General features: G+C 66.2%; 17 protein-coding genes. 5 read left to right on the top strand and 12 right to left on the bottom strand.

All coding sequences use genetic code 11. From position 1 onward, the window contains the following. Positions 1-187, bottom strand: a 187-nt coding sequence (locus BRX37_RS27080; protein WP_206434151.1) for a hypothetical protein, incomplete at its 3' end; no start/stop codon positions are given. 288 nt (positions 188-475) lie between these two features. After that, entirely contained in the window at positions 476-619 is a 144-nt protein-coding gene (locus BRX37_RS26720; protein WP_164522448.1) for a hypothetical protein, read from the bottom strand. A gap of 195 nt (positions 620-814) precedes the next feature. Here BRX37_RS26720 and BRX37_RS10565 point away from each other — a divergent pair, with 195 nt between their 5' ends. The 3 genes from BRX37_RS10565 (at position 815) to BRX37_RS10555 (ending at position 4940) form a co-directional block, all read left to right on the top strand. Further along, positions 815-3265 carry a TonB-dependent receptor domain-containing protein gene (locus tag BRX37_RS10565; protein ID WP_318276663.1) on the top strand — a complete coding sequence of 817 codons (2451 nt, stop codon included), beginning with the start codon at positions 815-817 and terminating at the stop codon, positions 3263-3265. Between the two features lie 82 nt (positions 3266-3347). Next, positions 3348-3857 (top strand): RNA polymerase sigma factor, encoded by a 510-nt coding sequence (locus BRX37_RS10560; RefSeq protein WP_125986833.1) that lies wholly within the window; start codon positions 3348-3350, stop codon positions 3855-3857. Between the two features lie 15 nt (positions 3858-3872). Further along, on the top strand, positions 3873-4940 hold the full coding sequence (locus tag BRX37_RS10555; protein WP_125986813.1) for a FecR family protein: 1068 nt from the start codon (positions 3873-3875) through the stop codon (positions 4938-4940). Between the two features lie 41 nt (positions 4941-4981). On the opposite strand, the gene BRX37_RS10550 is transcribed toward BRX37_RS10555, so the two are convergent. The 4 genes from BRX37_RS10550 to BRX37_RS10535 form a co-directional block, all read right to left on the bottom strand. Beyond that, a complete protein-coding gene (locus tag BRX37_RS10550; RefSeq protein WP_125986811.1) occupies positions 4982-7714 on the bottom strand; it encodes a M14 family metallopeptidase in 2733 nt (910 codons plus the stop codon). An 89-nt stretch (positions 7715-7803) separates the two neighbouring features. Continuing rightward, positions 7804-9594 (bottom strand): CIA30 family protein, encoded by a 1791-nt coding sequence (locus BRX37_RS10545; RefSeq protein WP_125986809.1) that lies wholly within the window; start codon positions 9592-9594, stop codon positions 7804-7806. Positions 9595-9619: 25 nt separating this feature from the next. After that, positions 9620-12088 (bottom strand): zinc-dependent metalloprotease, encoded by a 2469-nt coding sequence (locus BRX37_RS10540; protein WP_125986807.1) that lies wholly within the window; start codon positions 12086-12088, stop codon positions 9620-9622. Positions 12089-12150: 62 nt separating this feature from the next. Further along, positions 12151-15108: a TonB-dependent receptor domain-containing protein gene (locus tag BRX37_RS10535; protein ID WP_486056625.1), complete on the bottom strand. Its 2958-nt coding sequence runs from the start codon at positions 15106-15108 to the stop codon at positions 12151-12153. A 300-nt stretch (positions 15109-15408) separates the two neighbouring features. Between BRX37_RS10535 and BRX37_RS10530 the strand changes: the two genes are divergently transcribed. Further along, complete coding sequence (locus BRX37_RS10530) at positions 15409-16857, top strand: amidohydrolase (protein WP_010336076.1); 1449 nt, start codon at positions 15409-15411, stop codon at positions 16855-16857. A gap of 19 nt (positions 16858-16876) precedes the next feature. On the opposite strand, the gene BRX37_RS10525 is transcribed toward BRX37_RS10530, so the two are convergent. From BRX37_RS10525 to BRX37_RS10505, 5 genes are all read right to left on the bottom strand, one after another. Then, on the bottom strand, positions 16877-17521 hold the full coding sequence (locus BRX37_RS10525; protein WP_004207533.1) for a trimeric intracellular cation channel family protein: 645 nt from the start codon (positions 17519-17521) through the stop codon (positions 16877-16879). Between the two features lie 53 nt (positions 17522-17574). Further along, entirely contained in the window at positions 17575-18891 is a 1317-nt protein-coding gene (locus BRX37_RS10520; protein ID WP_125986803.1) for a M20/M25/M40 family metallo-hydrolase, read from the bottom strand. Between the two features lie 98 nt (positions 18892-18989). Next, positions 18990-19535: a glutathione peroxidase gene (locus BRX37_RS10515; RefSeq protein ID WP_125986801.1), complete on the bottom strand. Its 546-nt coding sequence runs from the start codon at positions 19533-19535 to the stop codon at positions 18990-18992. A 39-nt stretch (positions 19536-19574) separates the two neighbouring features. Continuing rightward, complete coding sequence (locus BRX37_RS10510) at positions 19575-20288, bottom strand: VIT1/CCC1 transporter family protein (protein WP_097383550.1); 714 nt, start codon at positions 20286-20288, stop codon at positions 19575-19577. 67 nt (positions 20289-20355) lie between these two features. Continuing rightward, positions 20356-22134 carry an ABC-F family ATP-binding cassette domain-containing protein gene (locus BRX37_RS10505; protein ID WP_125986799.1) on the bottom strand — a complete coding sequence of 593 codons (1779 nt, stop codon included), beginning with the start codon at positions 22132-22134 and terminating at the stop codon, positions 20356-20358. Positions 22135-22274: 140 nt separating this feature from the next. On the opposite strand from BRX37_RS10505, the gene BRX37_RS10500 reads away from it, so the two are divergent. After that, on the top strand, positions 22275-23000 hold the full coding sequence (locus BRX37_RS10500; protein WP_125986797.1) for an SIMPL domain-containing protein: 726 nt from the start codon (positions 22275-22277) through the stop codon (positions 22998-23000). A gap of 4 nt (positions 23001-23004) precedes the next feature. Here the strand turns inward: BRX37_RS10500 and BRX37_RS10495 are convergent, their stop codons facing one another. After that, the gene (locus BRX37_RS10495; protein ID WP_125986795.1) at positions 23005-24498 is read right to left on the bottom strand and encodes a DUF389 domain-containing protein; all 1494 of its coding nucleotides are present in this window, start codon (positions 24496-24498) and stop codon (positions 23005-23007) included. Positions 24499-24517: the final 19 nt, after the last annotated feature.

Here is a 24517-nt window from a genome sequence, read left to right as displayed (position 1 = left end):
CAAGTTTGATGTCCGATTCTATCCAGGCGGAATAAGCCCAAACAGAACCGCTCATTTTCAGGAGCCATTCCTGCACAATATATTCTAGTGGAATATATCGAGACATATAGGAACGGCCTAAATTTATCTGAATCCCTACGCCTGAAAGCCGTAAGAACCCAGGGCCGCCGCCCACATGTCCCTTCATCTAAATCACAATGTCAAAGAGCCGTCCAAACATCGAAGCGGACAGTGATCGTTCCCCGCTATCTCTATCGGGGGACATACTGTCCTGCTATGTTGGCGACCGTGCGTGGCGAAAACCGTTGGTCATCACCGCGTCGGTGGAGTGGCATCTAGGCGCGTCAGACGAACCCGTCAACACCTTTCTCGCAAAAAATGAACCAAAAACAAAAATCACCGCGCAACGGCCCACCTGTATGCCCTGGAGGCTGCGCTACGAGGCCGACTTGTAGAAGGAACAGAATAACTTAATTCACGCGCCTCCCCCTTTCGGATAGCAATCCGGCCGCGATCCCATCGCCCTCGCTTCCGCAAAGACGACGACGTCATGCACTTCCTTCCACATTGACGGGACAGCAGCGTCGGAAACCGGCGTCGCGTCCTGGGGATAGTTCATGATCTTTGCACAATTTGCGCAATCTCCCGTCGCGACACCGGATATTCCGTGATGGAAAGTGGGGGGTCGCTCGTTCTGGACATCGGGTCGGAAGAATAAGGCGTGTCCGTGATACGAAGGTGCAGAAGAGCCGGTGTCGCGCGGCCGGGGCGGCATGCGCTGCGCCGGATCGCGACAATCGGCGCGCCCCTATTCGTGGCCCTGCCCCTCATCCCCGCCCCGGCATTCGCCCGCAATGGCACTGACACCTCCTTCGATATACCCCGTCAGAAGCTGGAAACCGCGATCCAGCAGCTCGCCTTGCAGGCCGGCCGGCAGATCGTCTTCCCCTCCGCCCTTGCCGGTTCGACCACATCGCACCGGCTATCGGGCACCATGCCCTTTTCGAGCGCGCTGCGGCGGCTGCTCAAGGGCAGCGGCCTGACCTTTCGGGAGACGGATGCCCATGTCATCCTGATCGAACCGGCCTCCCCGGTCCGCAGCACGACCGACATTGCCGCCGCCGCCTCTCCATCCCCCCTGCCCCTGGCCCGCCCGCTGATCGTCACCGCGCAGCGTCGCACCGATCCGGTCAGCTTTGCCGGCGACCTGCGGCTGCGCCCCAGCGCGGCGGGTATTGCCGCCCTGGTCGAAGCCAGTCCCGGCATCAGCAGCGAACCGGGCAATGCCGGCCAGCGCGCGCTGGTCGTGCGCGGCGTCGGCATGGCGGGGGAATCCACCACCCTGGTCTATTTCGGTGATGTGCCGATCGCCGGCCCGTCAGGCACCGGCAGCGATGCCGCGCGCACGACCAGCGACCTGTCGCTGGTCGACGTGGCGCAGGTCCGCATCGCGCGCACCGCACGCAGCGCCGAACATGGCGTCGGCGCGCTCGCGGGCGAGATCGAGATCGCGCCGGAAGAACCGCATCTGGGCCAATGGGGCGGCGGCGCCAGCCTGGGCCTGGGCATGCAGCAGGGCGGCGAGCCCGACCTGTCGGCTTCCTCCACGCTCAATATTCCGCTGGGCCAGCGCGCGGCCCTGCGCGCGACCGCCTATGCCAGCCGCGCCGGCGGCTATGTCGACAATGTCCGCACCGGCGCGCGCAACGTCAATGACGACGACATATCGGGGCTGCGCCTGATCGCGCGGATCGTGCCGCAGCCCGATCTCGACATATCGGCGCTGCTCACCTGGCAGCATCGCCGCATCGCCGATGCCTCCTCCTGGTTCCAGTCGCTCGGCCCCTATCGCACCGATCGCTATTTCGCCGCGCCCACCACCCATGACTTCCTGATGGGGCGGCTCAAGATCGGCTATGGCGGCGGTCCGGTCCGCCTGACCAGCATCACCGCCGCCTATCGCTGGTCGCTCGACCGGCGTTATGATCGGACCAACGCCACCTTGTTGCAGGGGCAGGATCCCGAAGCCTGCCAACGCTATTTCGGGCTCGACAGTCCGTCCTGCGATCCGGCGCAGACGCAGCAGTTCGCCGATTATGCCGCCGGCCTCGCGCCGTCGCTGCTGCATATTCCGATCGTGTCGACCCGCATCCTGCAGGAATTGCGCCTGGGCCGTGACAATGCCCATGGGCTGGGCTGGGTGGCGGGCGTGCTGATCGACCATCGGAGCGAGCGGCTGCGCAGCGAACTCTCCTCCTACAGCGGCGATCCCGATGTGACCGGCGAACTATTCGGCGCGCGCCGGCTGGCGATCAGCCGCGACCAGGCGGCGCTGTTCGGGACGCTCTCCTATCGCGAGGACGACCTGCTGGTTTCGCTCGGCCTGCGCTATGATGATTATCGCGTCGCATCGCAGAATGACGTGGTCGTGCCTAACCTGCTCAGCGGATCGATCGACTCCTGGCCGCGCACCGTCAGCCGCTCGGGCGGGCTCAGCACCCGCGTCCATATCGACCTGCCGATCGCGCCGGGCGCCAGCTGGCATACCCAGCTGACGCGCAGCATCCGGCCGGGCGGGGTCAATACGGCTTCGGTATTGCTGCCCGATCGCCGCACCTATGATGGCGACAGCCTGTGGGGCGCGGAACTCGGCTTCAACCTGCATCTCTGGCGCGACAGCGAGATGACGCTGACCGCCTATATGAACGACTGGCGCGACATGCAGTATCGGGCGCTGTCGGAAAATCGCTCGCATGCCTATCTGGTCAATGTCGGCAATGCGATGATCCTGGGCACCGAGTTCGAACTGGTCGCCCGGCCGCTGCCGGGTCTCACCGCCCGACTGGAGGCCAGCCTGATCCGCGCCGACCTGACCCGCGTGTCCGACGCCGCGCCGCTGGTCGGCGGCGCCGACAAGGGCGACAGCATCCCCTTCGTGCCGCATCGCCGGTTGCAGGCCGGCCTGGCGCGCAGCTGGTCGGTCGGCAGCCATGGCCAGCTGACGGTCGAGGGCGACTGGCAATATCAGTCGGGTTCCTGGTCCACCTTCACCCGCGACGATCCCGATTTCGTCGAAACGTCGAGCTTCTCGCTGTTCGGCGCGGGGGTCAGTTGGCACCGGGAACGGACCAGCCTGTCGCTGCGGGCGCGCAATATTTTCAACCGCGTCGCGAATTTGCGCGCGGTGACTAACGGATATGGGGTCGGTCAAACGTTCAGTTCAGGACCGCGATCGATCCTGCTGAGCTGGGACCGGCATTGGTGATGCGGGTCGCCGGGGCGGCCCGCAAGGGGTTTGAAAGCGCGGACAAGGGGTTTCGGGGTTGAACCGTCTATCAGGATCGTCGTTGCCGCAACCGGGCGGGGTGGAAAACAGGGCGACCGACTATTCCGCCTATATCCCGGCGCTGCGCCGCTATTTCGCCCGCCGCGTCACCAGCGCCCATATCGTTGACGACCTGGTGCAGGACGTGATGCTGCGCATGCATGTGCGCCAGTCGCCCGACGGCATCGACAATCTGGAAGGCTATATCTTCCGCACCGCATCCAGCGTATTGCGCGATCAGGCGCGGCGCGATCAGGTCCGTCATGCCAAGGGGCATGATGAACTGACGGAAAAGGATCATCCTGCTGAGGAACGGACCGCCGACCGCGTCTTACAGGCAAGGGAAGAGATCGCCCAGGTCGTCCGCGCGCTGGAAGAGCTGCCGGAACGGACCCGCGACATCTTCCTGATGCGGCGCTACGAAGGGCTGGCCTATGGCGATATTGCGGAAAGGCTGGGCATTTCGGTGAGCGCGATCGAGAAACATGTCGTCAAGGCCGTCGCGCATATCGCCCGGCACATGGCACGATAGGATAGCGGTCACTTCATGACCCAGGACGGGGACGACCCCTTCGACATCGCCGCCGCCCATTGGGCGCGGTTGCAGTCCGGCACGGCGACATCCGCCGAGCGGGCGGCGATCGCCGCCTGGTGCGACGCGGCCCCGGCGCATCGCGCGGCCATGGACGCGGTCGAGCGCGGCTGGGACGTCGCCGGCGCTGCGGAGCCAGATGATGCGATCGCGGCGATGCTCGCCCAGATGCAGGCGCGCCAGACCGAAGCCTCCGCCCCCTCGGCCGACCGCCGCCCGTGGCGCGCGGCCTTGCTGGCAGCCTCGCTGACCGCGCTGCTGGCAGTGCCGGCGACGCTCTGGTTCACCAGCCGCCCCGCCGAGCATCCCGTGCCCCCTGCCCTGTCCGGCGAACAGGTGGCGCAGGCTGCGGGCACGCGCCTGTTCAGCCCGGCCGGCCGCCGCCGCAATATCCAGCTGCCCGATGGTTCGCGCGTGATCCTGGACGCCGACAGTGCGATCCGCTTCGCCTTCTCCACCGACAAGCGGGCGGTCGCGCTGGAGACGGGCCGCGCCTATTTCGCCGTTCAGAAGGACAAGAGCCGCCCCTTCAGCGTATCGGCCGGCAAGCTCACGGCCACGGCGGTCGGCACCGCCTTCGACGTGTCGCGCCTTTCGGGCCGGGAACAGGTGACCACCACCGAGGGGCTTGTCCGCGTCGTGACGGCTGCGGCAACCCACAATGGCAGCCGCGCCACCCTGTTGCCCGCCGGCATGCGCCTGACCCAGAAGGATCAGAGCGTTTCGGTCGACCCGGTCGACGTGACCCGCGAAAGCGCCTGGCGCGACGGCCGCATCGTCTTCACCGGCCGCTGCCTGTCGGACGTCGCGGCGGAAATGAACCGCTATGGCTCGGGCCGGCTGGAGGTGAGGGAGGATGCCGCGCATATCGCCATCAGCGGTGTGTTCGACATCGACAATGCCGATGGCCTGGCCGAAGCGCTGGAGCAACAGGGGCTGGTGCATGTAGCACGTAGCGCCGACCGGATCGTCCTGACCCGCGGCGACCAGATCATCCCCGGCGACTGCGCCGTCCGGGGCTGATCCAAAAAAACGGGGCGTCCGATGACGCCCCGCTCCTTTCCTTATTTCCGATCGGCCGCGCCATAGAGCAGCGCGTTGAACAGGAATTTGAACGTGCCATAGGATTGGGCGCGCTGCGCCACTTCCGGCCCCATCACCAGCAGCTTGCCCTTGCCGACATCGACATCGGCGACGGCGATCGTGCCGGCCAGCTTCTCCTGTCCCACGGCCCAGCCGCTGCGCAGCAGGTCGCGGCCCTCGAACCAGGACACCTGGCCATAGGGGGTGGCATTCGCCGTCACGAAGGTCTGCGAGCGGTTGAAGAACATGTCCACCTGGTCGGGCAGGCCATAGGCCAGCGGCTGGCGGTTATCGACGCGCGCGCGCAGGATCGATCCGGGGATGAAGAAGCTCTTGGTGTCGAGCGGCTTCATCGCCCCCTCCACTTCCCGTGCCAGCGCGGGCTTCAGCGGCGTGCCGAGCAGGTCGATAAAGCGGGCCGAATTGCCGATCGCCACCACCGCGCCGCCATTGCGGGCGAAGTCCGCGACCGCCGGCACCGTCTTGGCGTCGGTGAGATCGCCCAGCATAGGTACGAACTCGGCCGGTATGTCCTTGACGTCCGGCTGCTTGCCAGCGCGGGCCGTTCCCCAGGCACCGCTCGGCGGCAGTGCGCCGTCGGCGAACAGCAGCACATCATAGTCCTTGGCCAGATTGCCCGCATCCAGACGCTTGGCATAGACCGGCGCGAAGGGGAATTCGAACTTCTCCAGCAGGAAGCGGGTCCAGCCGGTCGGGATATTGCCGCCATAACGATCGACCAGGCCGATGCGCAGGGGTTTGAGCGCAATGCGCTCGCCCTGCGGCGCGGCGTCGAGCGCATGGGCGGTCAGGCCCAGCTGCGTCACCGCGTCGCCGACGATCTTCTGCGCGCCGGCCGATGCCGGGATCCAGATCGCGCCGGCCTGCATCGCCTCGCCATCGGCGCTCACCGCCTGCTTCAACCAGGCCGGACGCACGCCGGCCTTCAACAGGCGGTTGGTCAGGATGAAGCTGTTGTTGCTTTCATGGCCGACGATCCAGCCCGCCTTGCCCTGCCCCACGATCCGGCCGGGCGGCGGCGCCAGCAGATCGGGCACCGGGGTGAAATGCTGGTCCAGCCCGTCGAGCAGCCGGTCGAAGCCGATCCCCATCTGATAGGCCAAAGTATAGCCGGTAATGTCATAGGGGGCCTTGGGCGGACCACCGGGGAAATCCGTGTCATGCGGATGGTCCTGCGGCTCGAACATGTCGATCACATGCGGGCGATAGGCCTGATCGGTGCGCACGATATAGGAGCCGGCGGCATAGCTTTTCCCGCCCGCCTGGAACGGCGCGTCGGCCCGCTCCACCTCGACGCCATTCTTGATGAGCGCGTTGAGGAAGGCGATCGCGGTCGGCATGTCGCGCTGGTCGGCGGGGATGATATAGGCGCGCGGATCGCGCTCGGCCGGGGCCTGCAGCATCGTCTTATAGAGGCCGGGATCGACCTTCTTGGGGCCGCGCCCTTCGTCCAGCGCCTTGGCATTGGCCAGCCGGTCGACCTTGGACGGGGTGATGGTCCAGCTGTCCTTGCTGCCCTTCTCGATGCTGTTGGCGCCCATCTTCCAGATGTTGAACAACAGCCGCTCGCGATTGCGCGAGGCATAGTCGATGACGGCGCGGTCCAGCGTCCACTGATAGTCGAGCGAATCCTGCAAATGCCAGTCGCGCGGGCCGATCGGCATCATCTCGTCGCCGCGTGGCAACTGGGTCGATGGCACCAGCGGGATTTTCGCCGGGGTCGGCCCGCCGATAATCTCGGTCAGCAGGCCGATGCTGTTGTGGAAATAGGCGACCGATCGTTCCATGCCATTGTGCCAGGTCGAATAGGGCGCCGCGCTGCGCGTGCCCGACCCGGCCTTGCCTTCGGAAATCAGGCGCGAATGCATCGCGAAGCCGACTTCGTTCAGCTGCGCCATGACGATCGGGTCATAATTGAAATTGAACGGATCGCGGAACGGCGGCACGAACACCACCATGCCCTCCGGCCCGGTCTGATGCTGGTTATAGACGATCTGCGGATACCATTGGCGGAACAGCACCCGATTGACATTCTCGGTCTCGGGCATCGCCGCCATGAAGCTGTCGCGGTTATTATCGTGGCCGATATATTTCTGGTAGAGGCGCGGCAGCGTCGCCATCTCGCGCTTCTTGGGATCGGCCGACCGCATATACCAGTTGGCGACCAGTTCCATGCCGTCGGGATTGTCATGCGCGAACAGGATGATGCAGTCGTCCAGCATGCGCATCGTTTCCGGGTCCGACTGGGTCAGCATCCGGTAGAGCACCTGGATCTGCCCCTGCGACGTCACCGTTTCGGTCGCGTGCATGCCCGCGTCGATCCAGACCACCGCCTTGCCCTGCGCCGCCAGCGCGCGCGCCTGCGCCTCGTCCACGCCATGGGCGCGGGCCAGCTTCTCGGCAATGGCGCGATACTCGTCCAGCTTGGCGAGGTTCGCGGGCGAGGAGACGATCGCCATCCACTGGCTGCGCCCTTCCGCGCTCTTGCCGATGTCGACCAGCTTCATCCGGTCGCTTTGGGTCGCCAGCTTCTGGAGATAGGCCTCATATTCGCTGTAATTGGCGAGATAATAGTCGGTCCCCGGCGGCTGCTTGAAGAAGCGTTCGGGCGGGGTCGGCGTGCTGGTCTGGGCCAAGGCAGGCACGGCCTGCAACAGCAGCGCGCCCGACAGGAAAAGCCAATGGGGTTTCATGCAATCTCTCCAGATATCTGGTCGTAAGCGGGCAGAAAGAGGAAAGGGCGCGATGCTCGATCGCGCCCTTTGAAATAGGCCGTCAGCCCTTAGTAGAAGCGGACATTGTCGATCTGCAACCACATGCGCTTGCCGGGACCGCGCGATCCGCCGAACTCGACCTGGGTGATGCCGTCGCCAGTGAAGGCCGGGCCAGTCTTGCCGCGCCGCTCGACCGGCTTGAACTGGCTGAACGGCACCTCGACCGCAGCCCAGCCGGCGCCGCCCTGCACCTGCGCTTCCCAGACGCCGTCCAGGCCGTTCAGGCGAACGGTGTAGGCGCCGTCGCCCTTCAGCTCGAACCGCAGGCCCTTGTAACCGCTGATCTTCGCCGGCGTGATCGACCCGCGGCTCAGCGGAATGGCAAAGCCGGCATAGGCCGCTTCCTTGACCGCCATGCGCGCCGACAGCGACAGCGCCTTGCCGCCCTCATCGCGCGGCACCGTCTGGGTGATCTCGACCGACCGATCGATGCCGCCATCCGGCGTATCGACGCGCAGCGTGTCGATCGACGAGCGGCGATCGTCGCGCTCGAAATCGTCGATCAGCGCAGGCACGCTGATCGAGGGCAGACGGTCGGTCTTGTTGGCGGCGGGCAGCGCCGGGGCGCCGGCGCCAAAGGCCAGCTTGCCGTCGATCAGCACCTGCGAGACCTTGTAGACATCCTTGATGTTGGTCCAGGGCGTGCCGTCGATCAGCACGATGTCGGCGCGCTTGCCGACCGCGATGGTGCCGCGATCGGCATCGATGCGCATGATCTTCGCGCTGGTCTGGGTGCCGGCGACCAGCGCCTGGCTCGGCGTCAGCCCGGCCTGCACCAGCAATTCCATCTCGTGCAGGGTCGACGGACCATGCGGCGTGCCCGGCATGCCCGCATCGGTGCCCAGCGCGATCGGCACGCCGGCATCGAACAGCGCCTTCACATTGCCCAGCGCAAAGCCGAACTTGCGGAAGGTCTGCTTCAGGCGCGGATCGTCCGCCTTCACGTCGCCGCGCTTATAGGGATCATAGACCGCCAGCGTCGGCGCCATCGCCATGCCGCTCTGCTTGATCGCGGCGACTTCCTCGGCGGTGATCGGCCGGTCCTGCAGGCCATGGGCCAGCGAATCCACGCCCGCCCGCGCCGCGACCAGGCCGCGATCGACGGTGACGGTGTGGGTCAGCACCGGCCAGTTCTGGACATGGGCCGCCTCGACCGTGGCCTTCAGCGTCCATTCGTCCATGCTGGTATTGTCGGGCGACACGCCATAGCGCCAGCCATCGGAGAAGATCTTCACCAGATCGGGCTGATAGGGCACCAGGCTTTCGATCGCGGCCTTGCCGGCACCGGGGGTGTTGACCCAGATGGTGGTCGCCTGATCGGCCCAGTCGGCGCCATGGCCGCCGGGCGTGCTGATGCGCGCGGCGAAGCGGACATGGGGCGCGTTCATCTGGCCCAGCCAGGCGCGCAGCGGCGCGAACGCCTCGGGCGCCTCGTTGAAATCATTCACCGTGGTCACGCCGGCCGCGACATAGGCATTGGCGATCTGCGGGAAAGTGCTGGGGTTGCCGCCGGCGGTCCAGTGGGTATGGACGTCGAAGAAGCCGGGCAGCAGCGCCTTGCCCTTGGCGTTGATGACACTGGCGCCGCGCGGCACCTTCACATCGGCGCCGACGGCGGTGATGCGGCCATCCTGGATCAGCACGGTGCCGGGCGCCGCGCCGGTGCCGTCGAAAATGGTCGCGCCGACGATGGCGACCGTGCCGCCATCGGCCGGGGCCGAGACGGAGGCGGCGGAATGCAGCGCGATCGGCAGGGCGATGGCCGAGGCCAGCAGAGCAGTAACAACAGATTTACGCATGGGACTTCCCCCTCAAAGGCAATGATTATTCTTCGGTCGCCGGCACCGCCGGCATGCAGAACCAGCATTCGGCATCGCTGCCGATCGGCGCGCCCGGCGGGATCGGCGGCGGCGGCGCGATCGGCTCGGCCAGCTTGGCGCGCTCCTCGGGCGAGGCCGTCAGCATTGTGGCGAGATAGCGGTTATGCGCGGCATCGGCGGCGGCGCCGCGCTTGCCGAGGCGCCCGGCCAGGCTCTCCATATGGGCTCGCACGATGGCGATCGCGGTCGACGACAATTGCTTGTCGTCGGCCAGGCTGATGAGGCGCAGGACATAGCGGGCCCGGACCTGCCGCGCGATTTCCGCCTGCCGGCCCATGGCCCCAGCAGCCATCACCCGATCGTCGATCGCGCCCAGATATTCGTCGAGCGACAGCTGGCCGGCATCGGCGGCATGCTGCGCCACCAGCCGATTGAGCCGCTCGGGCGCCAGCATCGCGATGAAGCTGCCGTCGGCCGCCACTTCTGCCGCGCGCGCCCAGTCGAAGGCGGCGGCGGTGCGGCCGGGCAGCAGTTCGATGTCGGTCTGGCGGTCGCTCATGCCCGACTGGATCGATGACAGCAAAGGTGACAGGCGATCGGGCAGATCGAGCGCGGCGGGGTCGAGCGTCGCGAGCAGCGCGCGCAGCGCGGCCCGCTGCTGCGCGGCGTCGACCGGCAGCGCCTGCTCATGGCCATCGCCCTTTACCGCATAGCTGTAATCCACCCCGCCGATCAGCTTCGACGCGGCCGTCACCTGGTAACGGTGGAACAGGTAGATCGGCACGATCATCCGGCGCAGGTCGGCGGCGGCCGCCCCGGCCGGCAGATTGTCGAGGCCGAAGCGGTCGAGCGCGATCCGGCGCACATCCATGATATGGGTCAGCTGCGCGGCGGCATCCGTGCCGTCATCCCACATATTGCCCCAAGGCTGGGCATCGCCATCGCCGCGTGTGTCACCATCGGCGACAAAGCGATAGCCCTTGGCCTGGACCGCGCGGGTCATGGCGTCCAGCGCACCCTTCTCGTCGGTGCCGGCCGGGAACTGGCGATAGAGCCAGTCGATCGCGAACTTGTCCCAGGCGCCGACGCCGGTGGCATAGGCGTCGGAAAAGTCGAGTGCACCGTCCCGCACGGCAATGCGCGGCGCGGGATAGTCCATCACCGACGCCCGGTTCTCGAAGGTCGAACCGGCGAAATTATGGGACAGGCCCAGCGCATGGCCGACCTCATGCACGGCCAACTGGCGCAGCCGCGCCTTGACCAGCATGATCGGGTCGTCGCTGGCGCCGGTGCCTTCCCTGGCTGCGCCGGCCAGCCCCTCGAAGATCAGCTTGTCCTGCCAGGCACGCAGCGATCCCAACTGCACCACGCCGCGCACGATTTCGCCGCTGCGCGGATCGACGATGGTGGTGCCGGTCGACCAGCCGCGCGTCTCGCGATGGACCCAGGCGATGACATTGTAGCGCGCGTCCATCGGATTGGCCCCGACCGGCAGTTCCTCCACCCGGAAGGCGTCGACGAAGCCGGCCGCGTCGAACGCCTGCGCCCACCATTGGGCACCTTCCTTCAGCGCATCGCGGATCGCCTGCGGCGCGGCACGGTCGACATAGAAGATGATCGGCTTCTTGACCGCCGAACGCGCGGCATTGGGATCGGTCTTCTCCAGCCGGAACCGGCGCACCAGCCGGGTGACGATCGGCTCGTCCAGCGCGGCGGCATAATTGTTGCGGATGACCTGCACCGACGTGCCGGTGCGCGGGTCATGGGCGCGGGTGTGGAAATTATCGTCGGGCAGGCGAATGAAGCTGTGATGCACCCGCACCGTCAGCCCGCGCGCATCGGGCAACACCCGCTCGATGCTGCGTCCCGGCTCGTCGCTGGTGAAGGTCAGCGCCGCCTCGAACTCGACATTGTCCGGGAAGGCCAGGCTCTGCGCCGGATCGACATAGGACAGCGCCGGCGCAATCTTGAAATTGCCGGCCTTGGTCGCCTTCAGCCGCCCGGCGACGTCAAAGGCATCGCGCATCAGCAGGCCGGACAGGTCGAGCGTGATGCCCTTGTCATCTTCGCTGACAATATCGCCCGACCAGATCGGCGAATTGGAGAAGGAGCGCGCAACCGCCTGTTCTTCGCCAGCGTCGCCATCGAGCGCACGGAAGCGGTAATTCTCGAACTCGGCCAGCACCTTGTTGCCGACCTTGCGGAACAGCAGCACCTGCGTCTCGCCGAGCCGCGCGCGATCGAGGCCGATCTCGGCCGCGCCCAGGCCGCCCGCGATCGAGGGGGTGTAGAGATAGCGGGCGATGACGCCATTGGCGCCCGCCCTGGGCAGGACGATCTTCTGCCCGCCCGCCAGCGTGAACAGGCTGGCCGGGGCCGGACTTGCCGCCGGCGCCGGCTGGGCCAGCGCGGTGCCGGCCGGCACGCTCAGGATCATCAGGGCGACAAGCGGCAGCGCGCGCAGCGATTTCATCAATAACATGTCCCGAAAGCAAAAAATGGGCACCGGCCGAATGGCCGGTGCCCCAGGAGGCATCAGAATTTGTGGCTGACGTTCAAGTACCAATAGCGACGCAGCGGCGAATAAAGCTGGCCCTGATAGCCACTGGACGACAGCGGCGGCGCCTTGTCGAACAGGTTGCGCACACCGATGCGCATGCTGGTGCCGCTCAGCGATCCCTCGGTGAAGCGATACTGGCCATAGAGGTTCGCCGTGGTGGTCGCCTTGACCGTCCAGTAATCGCCGTCGGCGTCGATCAGGCCGGTGTCATAGACCTTGCCGGTATATTGGGCGAAGGCGCCGACCGTCACATTATTGAGCGACCAGGTGAGCGAGGCCGAACCGCGCCACTTGGGCTTGCGGTCGAGCTGCAGCAGGCTGCGGCCGCCCGAGATGTTGACGGCGGCGTCGATGTCGCCCGCGTCCTGCGCCGCCAGCAGTTCGGCGATGCCCGGCGAGGGTTCCTGATAATATTTCAGGAAGTGCGACGCATTGACCGCGAAGTTGAAGCTGCCGACGCTGGTTTCAGGCGTGCGATAGGTCAGGTTGAAGTCCAGGCCCTTCACCGTCTGCGGCTGCAAATTGGTATATTGGTCAAGGACGTAGAGAACCTCGCCCGCCGGGGTCAGGCCGGTGCCGGCAAAGGCTTCGACATCCGAAGCGGTCGCCGCGGCGCGGATCACGTTCGGATTGCTCGAACCCTGCTTGCGCAGCAGATAGTCGAGGATCAGCGCATTGCCTTCGCCAAAGATGCCGACCAGGCCGGTCTGGCGCACCCGCCACCAGTCGGTGGTGAAGGTCAGATGGCCCATGCCGTCGGGCAGCGGCGGCTCCAGCACGACGCCGAAGGACAGGGTCTTTGCCCGTTCAGGATCGAGATCCGGGTTACCCGAGCGCCGGGCCGAGGTGGTCTGCGCCCGCGAACATTGCGAGAAGTCGGTGATGCGGCCGGCGCGGACGTCCGCCTCGCACATGATATAGTCGGTGCGGCTGTTCGCGCGCGTCACGACCGTCGCGTTGGTCTGCTCCAGGTTCGGGGCGCGGAACGACTTGGCCCAGGAACCACGGAAGCGGATGCCGCGCACCACTTCCCAGGCACCGGCGATCTTGGGCACGGCGACATCGCCGAAATCGCTATAATGTTCGTACCGGCCAGCCAGCTGGAGATCCAGGCTGCGCACCAGCGGGATATCCATTTCCGGCGAAACCAGCGGCACGGCAAATTCCGCATAGGCGCCGAACACTTCGCGATGGCCGCTGGTGTCGTTGTTGAGCGCGGAGTTGACGAAGTCGCCCGAGACCGCGCCGGTCAGCGGATCGGTATAGGTGATGGTGCCGTCGATGCGCGGATCGCGATCGTCGAGCTGGGTCTCGCGCCGCGCCTCGATACCGGCGGCAAAGCCGACATTACCACCCGGCAAGGTGAACAGGTCGCTCTTGGAGATGCGGAAATCATAGGTCGCCAGGGTCGACTTGGTATAGCGGACCAGTTCCTCGCGCATCGCGTCGATGGTCGACTGGCTGTTCACCGACGTGCCGAAGATATTATAGGCGTCCGGGGTCGAGAGCGACAGATATTCCTGCAGCTTGGTGCGGCTGATATTGTCGCTGACGTCGCGGGCCCAGGCTTCGGAATAGCTGACCGCGCTTTCCCAGTTGAAGCCGTTGAACTCGCCGCGCAGGCCGGCCAGCAGGCGATATTGCTGGTTGGTCACGGTGACGTTCATCGGACCGAAGTCATCGAACAGATAATTGTTGATGGTGAGCGGCAGACCCTCGGCCGGGGCGTTGGTGCCGGCCAGGCGGTTGGGATTGACGGTGCCGTTGGCGAACACGGCCTGGCCCAGCGGGTTCCAGTAGTTACTTGCCGGCACATAGATCGGGATCGAGCTCAGCGTCGCGACCGGGCTCTGCTGCGCCTTGGTCTTGCTGCGATAGAAGCCGGCTTCGGCGAAGAAGGTGACATCGTCGCTGATGTCATAATGGCCGGTCATGAACAGGTTCAGGCGGTTGAGGCGCGGCATGATCGACGTGCCCTGCGCCAGCGAGTCATAACGAAGGTCGCGGTCCGCGCCCGCCGTCGCCATCGCACCATTCTGGATGCAGCGATCATTGCCGATCGCCGCGACACAGCCCGTGCTGCTGGTCGGCTGCAGGTGGAACTGGCCCGACGCGTTGGTCAGGGACGTGCCGTTGATGGTCACCGGCACATTGCCATAGGTGCGCAGGTTGGCGAAGGGCGTGGTGGTCGACCGGCCATCAAGCGAGGTCGAGCCTTCGAACGCGGTGCCTTCGAACAGGCCACGGCGGTCGGAGGACTCGGTATAATATTGCTCGGTCGAATCCAGGCCGGTGCCATGATCATAGCTGCCGAACAGGGTGATGTTGCCGCGATTTTCGGCGAAGTTGGTGCCGATCACGCCATTGCCGTTGAACTCGCGCAGGCCGGTGCCTTCCGCGCCGCCATATTGCAGCGACAGTTCGGCGCCCTGATAATCGGTCTTGAGCACGGTGTTGACCACACCCGCCACCGCGTCCGCGCCGTAAATGGCGGCCGCGCCGTCGCGCAGCACTTCCAGCCGCTCCAGCCCGTTCACCGGGATGGCATTGGTGTTGTAGCTCAGCACCGGCACCAGCTGGTCGTTCGCCTGGCTGGTCGGGTGGGCGACGACACGGCGGCCGTTCAGCAGCACCAGCGTGTTGCCGATGCCCAGGCTGCGCAGGTCGAGCGAGCCGACGTCGCCGCGCGCGCCGTTGGAGCTGCCGGGCAGATATTGGCTGTTGAACTGGACGTCGCCAAATTGCGGGATCGAACGGAACAGTTCGTCGCCCGACACGGCGGCCGCGCTCTTGATCTCGTCGGTCGATACGACCGTGACCGGCAGCGCCTCGTTGATCTTGGCGCCCTTGATCTGTGAACCGACGACGACGATGCCGTCCGCCGCATCCGCCGCCGGGGCGGCGTCCTGCGCCAATACGCTGCCTGCGGTCATGGCCCAACCCATGGCGATCAGGCTCGCCGCGCAGGCTCCCTTGTTCCGATACACACCCATATGTCTTCCCCTGGCTCCCGCCATCCGATCCCTTCGGATGGGCTCTGATCTTTTGAGGTTGTCCCCTCGTCCGGCTCGTGGCCGGAAACCCTCTCATTGTCGGAGACGCAGGCCCGAAAATTTCCCCCATCAAAAATTTCACTTTTGTGATGGTGGTATCCATCGCCCTGATCGATAAGCCGTTTCACCAGTGGGGGATGGTGCTGACCGCCCCGCTTCATGCAGCCAGGGGATCCATCCATGTCACGCTTCGCCCGCTCCTTCCTCGCCCTCCTCGCGCTCGGCGCATCGGCGCCCGCCCTGGCCGGGCCGCTGGCCGATGGCGACAAGATGGCGATCATGGCGGATGTCGATCGCGGCGCGGACACGCTGGCGAAGAACGCGCTGCAGATCTGGAACTATGCCGAAATCGGCTTTCAGGAGACCAAGAGTTCGGCGCTGTTGCAGCAGCAGCTGAAGGCCGCCGGCTTCACGGTCGAGGCCGGGATCGCCGGCATGCCGACCGCCTTCGTCGCCCGCTTCAGGACCGGCGACGGTCCGGTGATCGGCCTGCTCGCCGAATATGACGCGCTGCCCGGCCTGCCCCAGGCGGCCGAGCCGGTGCGCAAGCCGATCGAGGGTATTGCCGGCCATGGCTGCGGCCATAATCTGTTCGGCGCCGCCTCGGTCGCCGCCGCGATCGCAACCAAGGACTGGATGGTCGCGCACAAGATCAAGGGCGAACTGCGCCTCTATGGCACCCCGGCGGAGGAAGGCGGATCGGGCAAGGTGTTCATCGTCCGCGCGGGCCTCACCAAGGACGTGTCGGCGATGATCCACTGGCATGCCGCCGACAGCAACAGCGCGTCGCAGAATACCGCGCTCGCCAATATCAGCGGCAAGTTCCGCTTCCACGGCACCGCCGCCCATGCCGCCGCCGCGCCCGAACGTGGCCGCTCCGCGCTCGACGGGGTCGAGGCGATGGACGCGATGGTCAACATGATGCGCGAACATGTGCCGCAGGAAACCCGCATCCATTATGTCATCACCGATGGCGGCAAGGCGCCCAATGTCGTGCCAGACACGGCCGAGGTCTATTATTATGTCCGCCACCCCAATCAGCAGGTGGTCGCCGACATCATGGACCGGGTGAAGAAGGCGGCCGAGGGCGCGGCCATGGGCACCGGCACCACGGTCGAGTTCAACCAGGTCGGCGGCACCTTCGACCTGCTGCCCAACGACACGCTGGGCCATGTCATGTATGACAATCTGAAACAGGTGACCCTGCCCAGCTATAATGCGCAGGAACAGGCCTTCATCACCCAGATCCAGTCGAGTTTCCCCAAGGGCACGCGCATGGGCGACGGCAGCGTCGAAGCCTATAGCAGCGGCGGCCTGACCCCCGCCTCCACCGATGTCGGCGATGTCAGCTACACGACGCCGACGGTCGGCATGGTCGCGGCGACCTGGGCGCCGGGCACCCCGCCGCACAGTTGGCAGGCGGTTGCCGCGAGCGGAACCAGCGTCGGCACCAAGGGCGCGGTCGTCGCCGCCAAGGCGATGGCGCTGACCGCCGCGCAACTGTTCCAGAGCCCGGACACGCTGGCGGAGGCCAAGGCCGAACTGGATCGCCGTCGCGGCAAGGATTTCGTCTATCGCTCGCTGCTGGGCGACAAGGGACCGGCGCTGGAGTATCGAAACGGGAAGTGACGGTCCCGAAGCAGGACGATTACTCGCCCGCCTCCTTATAGGCGGGCAACCCCAGCCCCCGACGGATCGCGAGCGCGCGCAGGCCAAATCCCAGCAGCGCCGCGATCACGCCGGCGACCGGCACATCCAGCCCGGCCAGCCGCAGCAGCACGAACAGGCCGGAGGCGAACGCCGCGGCTGTGACGTAGAGTTCGGGACGCAACAGGATCGACGGCTCGCCCGCCAGCGTGTCGCGCATGATGCCGCCGACGCAGCCGGTGACCACGCCCATCATTCCCGCGACAAAGGGCGGCACGCCAAAGCTCATCGCCTTGGCCGCGCCAAAGACCGCGAAGGCAGCCAGCCCGATCGCATCGAGCCAGTCGAGCGCATGGTCACTCCACCAGCGGCGCGGCGTGATCCAGACGGTGATGGCGGCCGCCATGCAGACAATCGACGGTGCCGGATCGTGGATCCAGAAGACCGGCGCATCGATCAGCAGGTCGCGCACCGTGCCGCCGCCCACCCCGGTCAGCAGGGCGAAGAAGGCAAAGGTCACCAATGTCTGGCGCAGGCGCGCGGCAGCCAATGCCCCGGAAGCCCCGAAGACGAACGTGCCGATCAGGCTCAACGCCTCCAGCACGGGTCCGATATGGGTGGCGATCGTCGGGGTCGGCGGCAGCATGGCTTTCCGTAGCCGCTATCGGGCGCCAGCGGAAGCCGGCGCCCGAGGGTCGATCATTTCCGGCCTTTCTCGGCCGACAAACGGGTCATCAATATGGCCGCCCGCTTGGCCTGGCGCGGCATGGTGGACAGGTCCGCCTTTTCCGCCGGGCTATGGTCGCCGGTCGAGGCGAGGCCAAGACCCACCAGCCCGTCGACATCCTGCGCGACGAAGCTGATATCGCCGGCGCCGCGCTTGAGCGGATCAAGCTCGGGCATTTCGGGCAGGCCCAGATCCTTGTTGATGCCATTCAATTTGCCCAGCAGCGCGCGGTTGCCCGCCGTTGGTGCCATGGAGGGATAGCCCAGATCAAAGGCGATGCTGGCACCGGTGCCGGGCAGATGGCCGTTGTCGACAATTGCCTGCATCTTCGCCCGCACCCGCTCGGTCTGGTCCTGGCTGAGCGTGCGGAAATCGCCCTTGGCGACCGCGATCGGCGGGATGATGTTGGTCTTGCCGGTCACGGCGATGCGCACGCCGTCCTTGTCGACGTCCGCGCTCTGGCCGCCACCGATCAGGCCGACATTGAAGGTCAGGTTTGGCTCCGGCAATTCCTTGCGGAAAGCGGTGATGATCCGCGCCATTTCATAGACGGCGCCATCACCGGCGGCGGCCGAGAAGATGCCCGAACTGTGCGCCGATTTGCCGCTGGTGGTCAGCGTCCAACTGTTGGAGGAGCGGCGCGCGATCGAGCCCATATCCTTGCCGTCCTCGCGGCTCAGCCCCTCGAAATCGAGCGCGACGTCGGCGCGCTTGCCGGCCGCGATCAGGTCAGCGCGCGCGATCGAAACCGGATCGCCCGAATCCTCCTCGTCACCGGTCAGTACCACCTCGATATTGGCGTTCTTGAGCGTGCCCGCCGCCTGCATCACCTTCAGGGCGAGCAACATCGTCACCACCCCACCCTTGTCGTCGCCGACACCCGGCCCGGCCGCCCAGTCGCCCTCGCGCTTGAAGGTCTGGAACGGCGAGTCCGGCTCGAACACCGTGTCGAGATGGCCGATCAGCAGCATCTTCGTCGTGCCCGCCTTGCCCTTATGCACGGCGATGAAATGGCCGGCACGCTTGACCTGATCCATCGGCTTCCAGCTAACGGTGAAGCCAAGCGCCTCGAACTCGGGACGCAGCATGTCGGCCACCGCCTTGACGCCGGCGACATTCATCGACCCGCTATTCTGGTTCACGATCTTTTCGAGGAGGGCGATCGCGGGTTCATGACCGGCATCGACGCTGGCGCCGATCTTCTGTTCGGCCGGGCTCAGCGCCGCCTGTGCCGTGGTCGCCAGCAGCATCGCGCCGCACAGCGCCGCCTTCACAATAGTCTGTCGCATGGGTTCGTAACTTCACCGAAACAAAGGAAAAACGGGCTGCTCCGGGGCAGCCGTAAATAGAACGGGTGGCGCGCGCAGACACGCCACCCGTCGGATGCTTATTTCGCCAGTTCGGCCTCGATCACGGCAACCAGCGCCGGATCGTCGGGCGCGGTCGTCGGCGCGAAACGGGCCGCGACGCTGCCATCCTTGGCGATCACGAACTTCTCGAAATTCCACAGGATTTCCGGCACCGGATTGGGCGTCATGCCATAGCCCTTGAGCCGCTCACGGAAGCTGTCGCCATCGCCCTGCGCCTCCGGCAGGGCGCTCGTCAGTGCGGCATAGAGCGGATGCTTGTCCGGCCCGCTGACCACAATCTTCTCGAACATCGGGAAATCGACGCCGAAATTGGTGGTGCAGAAGGTGGCGATCTCGTCATTGGTGCCCGGTTCCTGAGCGCCGAAATCATTGGCGGGGAAGCCCGCGACCACCAGCCCCTTGTCCCGATAATCGGCATAGAGCTTTTCCAGCCCCTCATATTGCGGCGTCAGCCCGCATTTGGAGGCGACATTGACCGCGAGCACCACCTTGCCGGCATAATCGGCCAGGGTCGCGTCGGCACCCTTGATGGTCTTGAGCGGTATCTGCTGGATTGCGGTCATGCATCGTCTCCCTTGGATATCAGACGGCGGACCTTGCCATCATATGGCGGCGCCGAAAAGATGGCCCGCCGCAGCTGTCACAGCCATCGCCAGCGCGCCCCAGAAGAAGGTACGCAGCATCGACCGCCCCGGCCGCGCACCACCCAGCCGCGCCCCGACATAGCCCAGCAGCAACAGGCAGAGCAGCGACACCGGCACGACGCTGATCCCGGCCAGCGACGGCGCGATGGCTGCGGCGACTACCGGTGGCGCGGCGCCACAGGCGAAGCTTGCCGCCGAGGCCAGCCCTGCCTGCACCGGGCGCGGCGTGCTGAGGTCGGAAATGCCCAGTTCATCGCGGGCATGGGCGCCCAGCGGATCGGTCGCCATCAACTGGGTAGCCACCTGCCCAGCCAAGTCCCGGTCCAGCCCGCGCTCGACATAAATGTCGCGCAGCTCCTCCCATTCCGCATGAGGCTGCGTCGCCAGCGCCTTTTTTTCCTTGGCGAGATCGGCACGCTCGGTATCCGACTGGGCGCTCACCGAAACATATTCGCCCGCCGCCATCGACATGGCACCTGCCACCAAGGCGGCAATACCCGACAATAATATGGACTCGCCCGTCGCGCCCGATGCGGCGATCCCGGTCATCAGGCTGGCGGTCGATACAATCCCATCATTGGCGCCCAGCACGGCCGCGCGCAGCCAGCCGACCCGGTTGACATAATGGACCGCATGATGCGGCCGTGGCGGCTCGACGCGCGGCGTGGTCATATGATGGAGCCCCCTGTCAGATCATCCAGCCCGTTGGCTATCAGATGCAGAGGGCAGCGCAAGGGGTTCAGCCCAGCCCCTCGGCCTTCTCCGCCAGTTCGAGCCAGCGTTCCTCGGCCGCGTCCTTCTCGGCGCGCGCCTTCTCGATCGCAGCGGTCAGCGCGGCGAATTTCTTGGGATCGCGGGTATAGAGCGCGGGATCGGCCAGCGCCTCCTCGTCGCGGGCGATCGCCGCTTCCAGTTCCTCGATCTTCTTGGGCAACAGGTCGAGGTCGCGCTGATCCTTGTAGGTCAGCTTGGTCGAGGCCGGCTTGGGCGGTGGCGGGGCGGCAGCCTCCTTCTTCTCCGCCTTGGGCGCGCGGCGCGGGTCGCGCTTGGCGATCCAGTCGGCATAGCCGCCGACGATCACGTCGACCTTGCCCGATCCGTCGAGGCCCAGCGTCACGGTGACGGTGCGATCCAGGAAATCACGGTCGTGGCTGACGATCAGCACCGTGCCGTCATAATCCGCGATCACTTCCTGCAACAGGTCGAGCGTTTCGAGGTCGAGGTCGTTGGTTGGCTCGTCCAGCACCAGAAGGTTGGATTCGCGGGCAAATTCGCGCGCGAACAGCAGACGCGAACGCTCGCCGCCGGACAGGGTGCCGACCTTCGCCTCGGCCAGAGAGGGATCGAACAGGAAGTCCTTGAGATAGCCATGGACATGTTTGCGGACGCCGCGCACGTCGATCCAGTCGCCGCCTTCGGCCAGCACGTCGCGCACGCTCTTGTCGCCCTGCATCAGGCTACGCTGCTGGTCGATGAAGATCATGTCCAGCGTCTTGGCCAGCGTCACCGCGCCACTGTCGGGCGCCAGTTCGCCGGTCAGCAGCTTCAGCAAGGTCGACTTGCCCGCACCATTGCCGCCGACGATGCCGATCCGGTCGCCACGCTGCACGCGCAAGGAAAAGTCGTTGATGATGGTGCGGTCACCGAAATTCTTGGTGACATGCTCGGCCTTGATGACGCTCTTGGTCTTGCTGTCGTCGCTCGCCACCGCGATCTTGGCGGTGCCCTGCGGACCCTGCATCGCGGCACGCTGGGCGCGCATCTCCCACAGCTTGGCCAGGCGCCCCTGGTTGCGCTTGCGCCGGGCGGTAACGCCGCGCTCCAGCCAGTGCGCCTCAATCTTGAGCTTGGCGTCCAGCTTCTCGGCGGCGCGCGCCTCTTCGGCATAGACCGCTTCCATCCAGTCCTCGAAGCCACCGAAGCCGATCTCGTTGCGGCGCATCTGGCCGCGATCGAGCCACAAGGTCTGGCGGGTCAGGCGGGTCAGGAAGGCACGGTCATGGCTGATGACGATGAAGGCGCCGGTATAACGGGCGAGCCAGCTTTCCAGCCAGTCGATCGCCGCGATATCCAGATGGTTGGTCGGCTCGTCCAGCAGCAGCAGGTCGGGTTCGCTGGCCAAGGCGCGGGCGATCGCGGCGCGGCGGCGCTCACCGCCGCTCGCGGTCGCGGCCTCGCGCGACAGGTCGATGCCCAGCTGGTCGGCGATCGCCTCCACCTCATGGGCGGGCGGCGCGAATGCGCCGGCCAGCGCGAAATCATGCAGCGTCTTGAAGGCGCTGACGTCCGGATCCTGCTCCAGCGTCACCACCCGCGCGCCCGGCTGTACCGAACGAATGCCCTCATCCGCCTCGATCTGCCCTCCGATCAGCTTGAGCAAGGTGGTCTTGCCCGCGCCGTTGCGCCCGATCAGTGCCAGCCGGTCGCGCTGGCCGACATGGATGTCGATATGCCGGAACAGCCAGTGGCTGCCCTGCGAGAGGCCGAGATTTTCGAACGAGAGAATGGGTGCTGCCATGGCGGTGCAGCTAGGGCCTATCGGGCGTCGGGGCAAGAGTGGAACCGGAAAGCTGTCGGACGGCTTTCAACGCAGGACAGCGTCCATTCATCGCACCCCGGCCAAAAACGGGTGCAGGACTTACAGAGGAGACCATGTCCATGAAATCCGCTCTCGCCCTGATGGCGCTCGGCGCCGCCGCACTGCCTGTCGCGGCTGTTGCCCAGACCAGCGTCACCATCGCCGAGACCGCGCCGGTGGTGACGTTGAACGTCACCGAAAGCGTCGAGGCAGCGCCTGATGTCGCGACCATCGGCACCGGCGTCCAGACCAAGGCCCCGACCGCGGCCCAGGCGATGAAGGACAATGCCAGCAAGATGGACGGGCTGATCGCGGCGCTGGCCAAGGCCGGCATCGCCAAGGCCGACATCCAGACCAGCGGCATCAACCTCAACGCCCAATATGACTACAGCAACCGCGACGGCCAGCCGTCCGGCCCGCGCTTCCTGGGCTATGAGGCGTCGAACCAGCTAAGCGTCAAGGTACGCGACGTGAAGAAGGTCGGCGCGCTGCTCGATACGCTGGTGCAGGCCGGCGCGACCAACATCAACGGCCCGAGCTTCTCGGTCGAGGATCCGAGCCCCTTGCAGGCACAAGCCCGCGCCACCGCGCTCAAGACGGCCAAGGCCCAGGCCGATTTCTATGCCCAGGCGGCGGGCTATCGCTCGGCCCGGCTGGTCTCGATCTCGGAAAGCAGCAGCGGCGGCAATGCGCCGATGCCGCTGATGGCCGCCCGCTTCAAGGCCGACGCCGCGCCGCCCCCGGTCGAACCCGGCCAGGTCAGCGCATCGATCAGCCTGACGGTCCAGTACGCGCTGGAACGCTAAGCCGTCATTCCTCGACGCGCCAGTGCGGCACCGCAAGGTCCGCGCTGGCGCCTTTGACCAGCCGCGCGTCGATGCCACGATCGGCAAAGGGCTTGAGCAGCCCCTCATTCCCCTCCCCCTTGATCGACAGGTCGATCGGCAGGCCGGTGCGCTGCGCCGCCCACAGGACAAGCGCCAATCGATCCTTGTCCGTCACGGCTCCTTCTTCATCCAATGCCAGCGACGGCAGTGGCAGGGTCGGCGGCGTAATCTCTATCGCCCAGCCGGGCGTTGCCGCCGCCGCCCGCCGCTCCAGCGCCCAATAGGCGCCAAGGCCCGCATCCGGCAAAGCCCGCGCCCGCACCACCGCCCGTTTGCGCGCGGTATCCACCGTCACCGCATCGGGATTGACACCGGCGACGAGTGCCAGCCGGTCGGTCAGGCGATCGACCTGGCCCTGCACCTCACGCCGCGCGGTCTGGGCGGCGAGCAGCTGGGCATTGTCGGCATCCGTCCCTTCACCCACCCGGATCTGTTCGATATCCAGCGACACCGGCTTGCCCAGCATGTCGCCCAGAATATGGCCGGCCCGCGCGGACGCGTCGCGCTCATAATGGCTGGTGAGGACGCTGGCGGTCACGGCAAGTGGCTTGGCGGCGAAATCCAGGTCGAGCTGCGCGATCCGGGCGCCATCGGGAAATTCGCGCCGGATGACGTCGCGGGCATCGCGCGCGGCCCGCGCCTCCCAGGCGATCTGGCCGAGCGACAGGCCGAGCGGCACTGCCAGCGCCAGGAAGATGGCACCGATGAAAACCATCTGCAGCCAGCTCTGGCTGGGCGACAGCCGCCGGCCAAAGCCATAGAGGCGCGCCATGATCGCCGCAGCCAGGGCGATCGTCACGAAATTGGTGAAGAAGAGCAGGAAGGCACCGCCCGCGACCGTCGCATTGAGCGTCGCCAGACCAAAGCCCACCGTTGCCAGCGGCGGCATCAGCGCAGTGGCGATCGCGACGCCGACGATCGTGCCGGCCTTGCCGCGAATCATCGCATAGGCGCCCGCCAGCGCGGAAAAGAGCGCGACCATCAGGTCGAACAGATTGGGCCGGGTGCGCGCGGCGATTTCACTGGTCACCGTCTGCAACGGCGACAGCAGGACGATGAAGGCGGTGAACGCGATCGCCACCAGCGCGCCGCCCGCCAGCGCGACGATCGTCCGGCGGATTTCGCGCGCATCGGTCATGGCGAGGCCAAAGCCCAGCCCGACGATCGGCCCCATCAGCGGCGAGATCAGCATCGCGCCGATCACCACGGCCGGCGAGGAGAGCAGCAGGCCGAGCACCGCAATGCCCGCCGACATCAGGATCATGAAGGCATAGGACGGGGTCCAGCCATCATCGGCCCGGACCCTTTCGAGCACGGCCTGATGATCGATCCCGCGGATTACATGGCTGCGCCACCAGCGCGGAACGGAGCGCCACAAGGGCGCATCGGCTACGGGCCTGTCATCTTCATTCTGCATGGTTGGCAAGCCTAATTCG

Source organism: Sphingomonas sp. S-NIH.Pt3_0716 (genome assembly GCF_003950715.1).
GTDB lineage: Bacteria > Pseudomonadota > Alphaproteobacteria > Sphingomonadales > Sphingomonadaceae > Sphingobium > Sphingobium yanoikuyae_A.
Note: the sequence above shows the minus strand (reverse complement) of the source record. Positions and strands in the feature narration are given on the sequence as shown.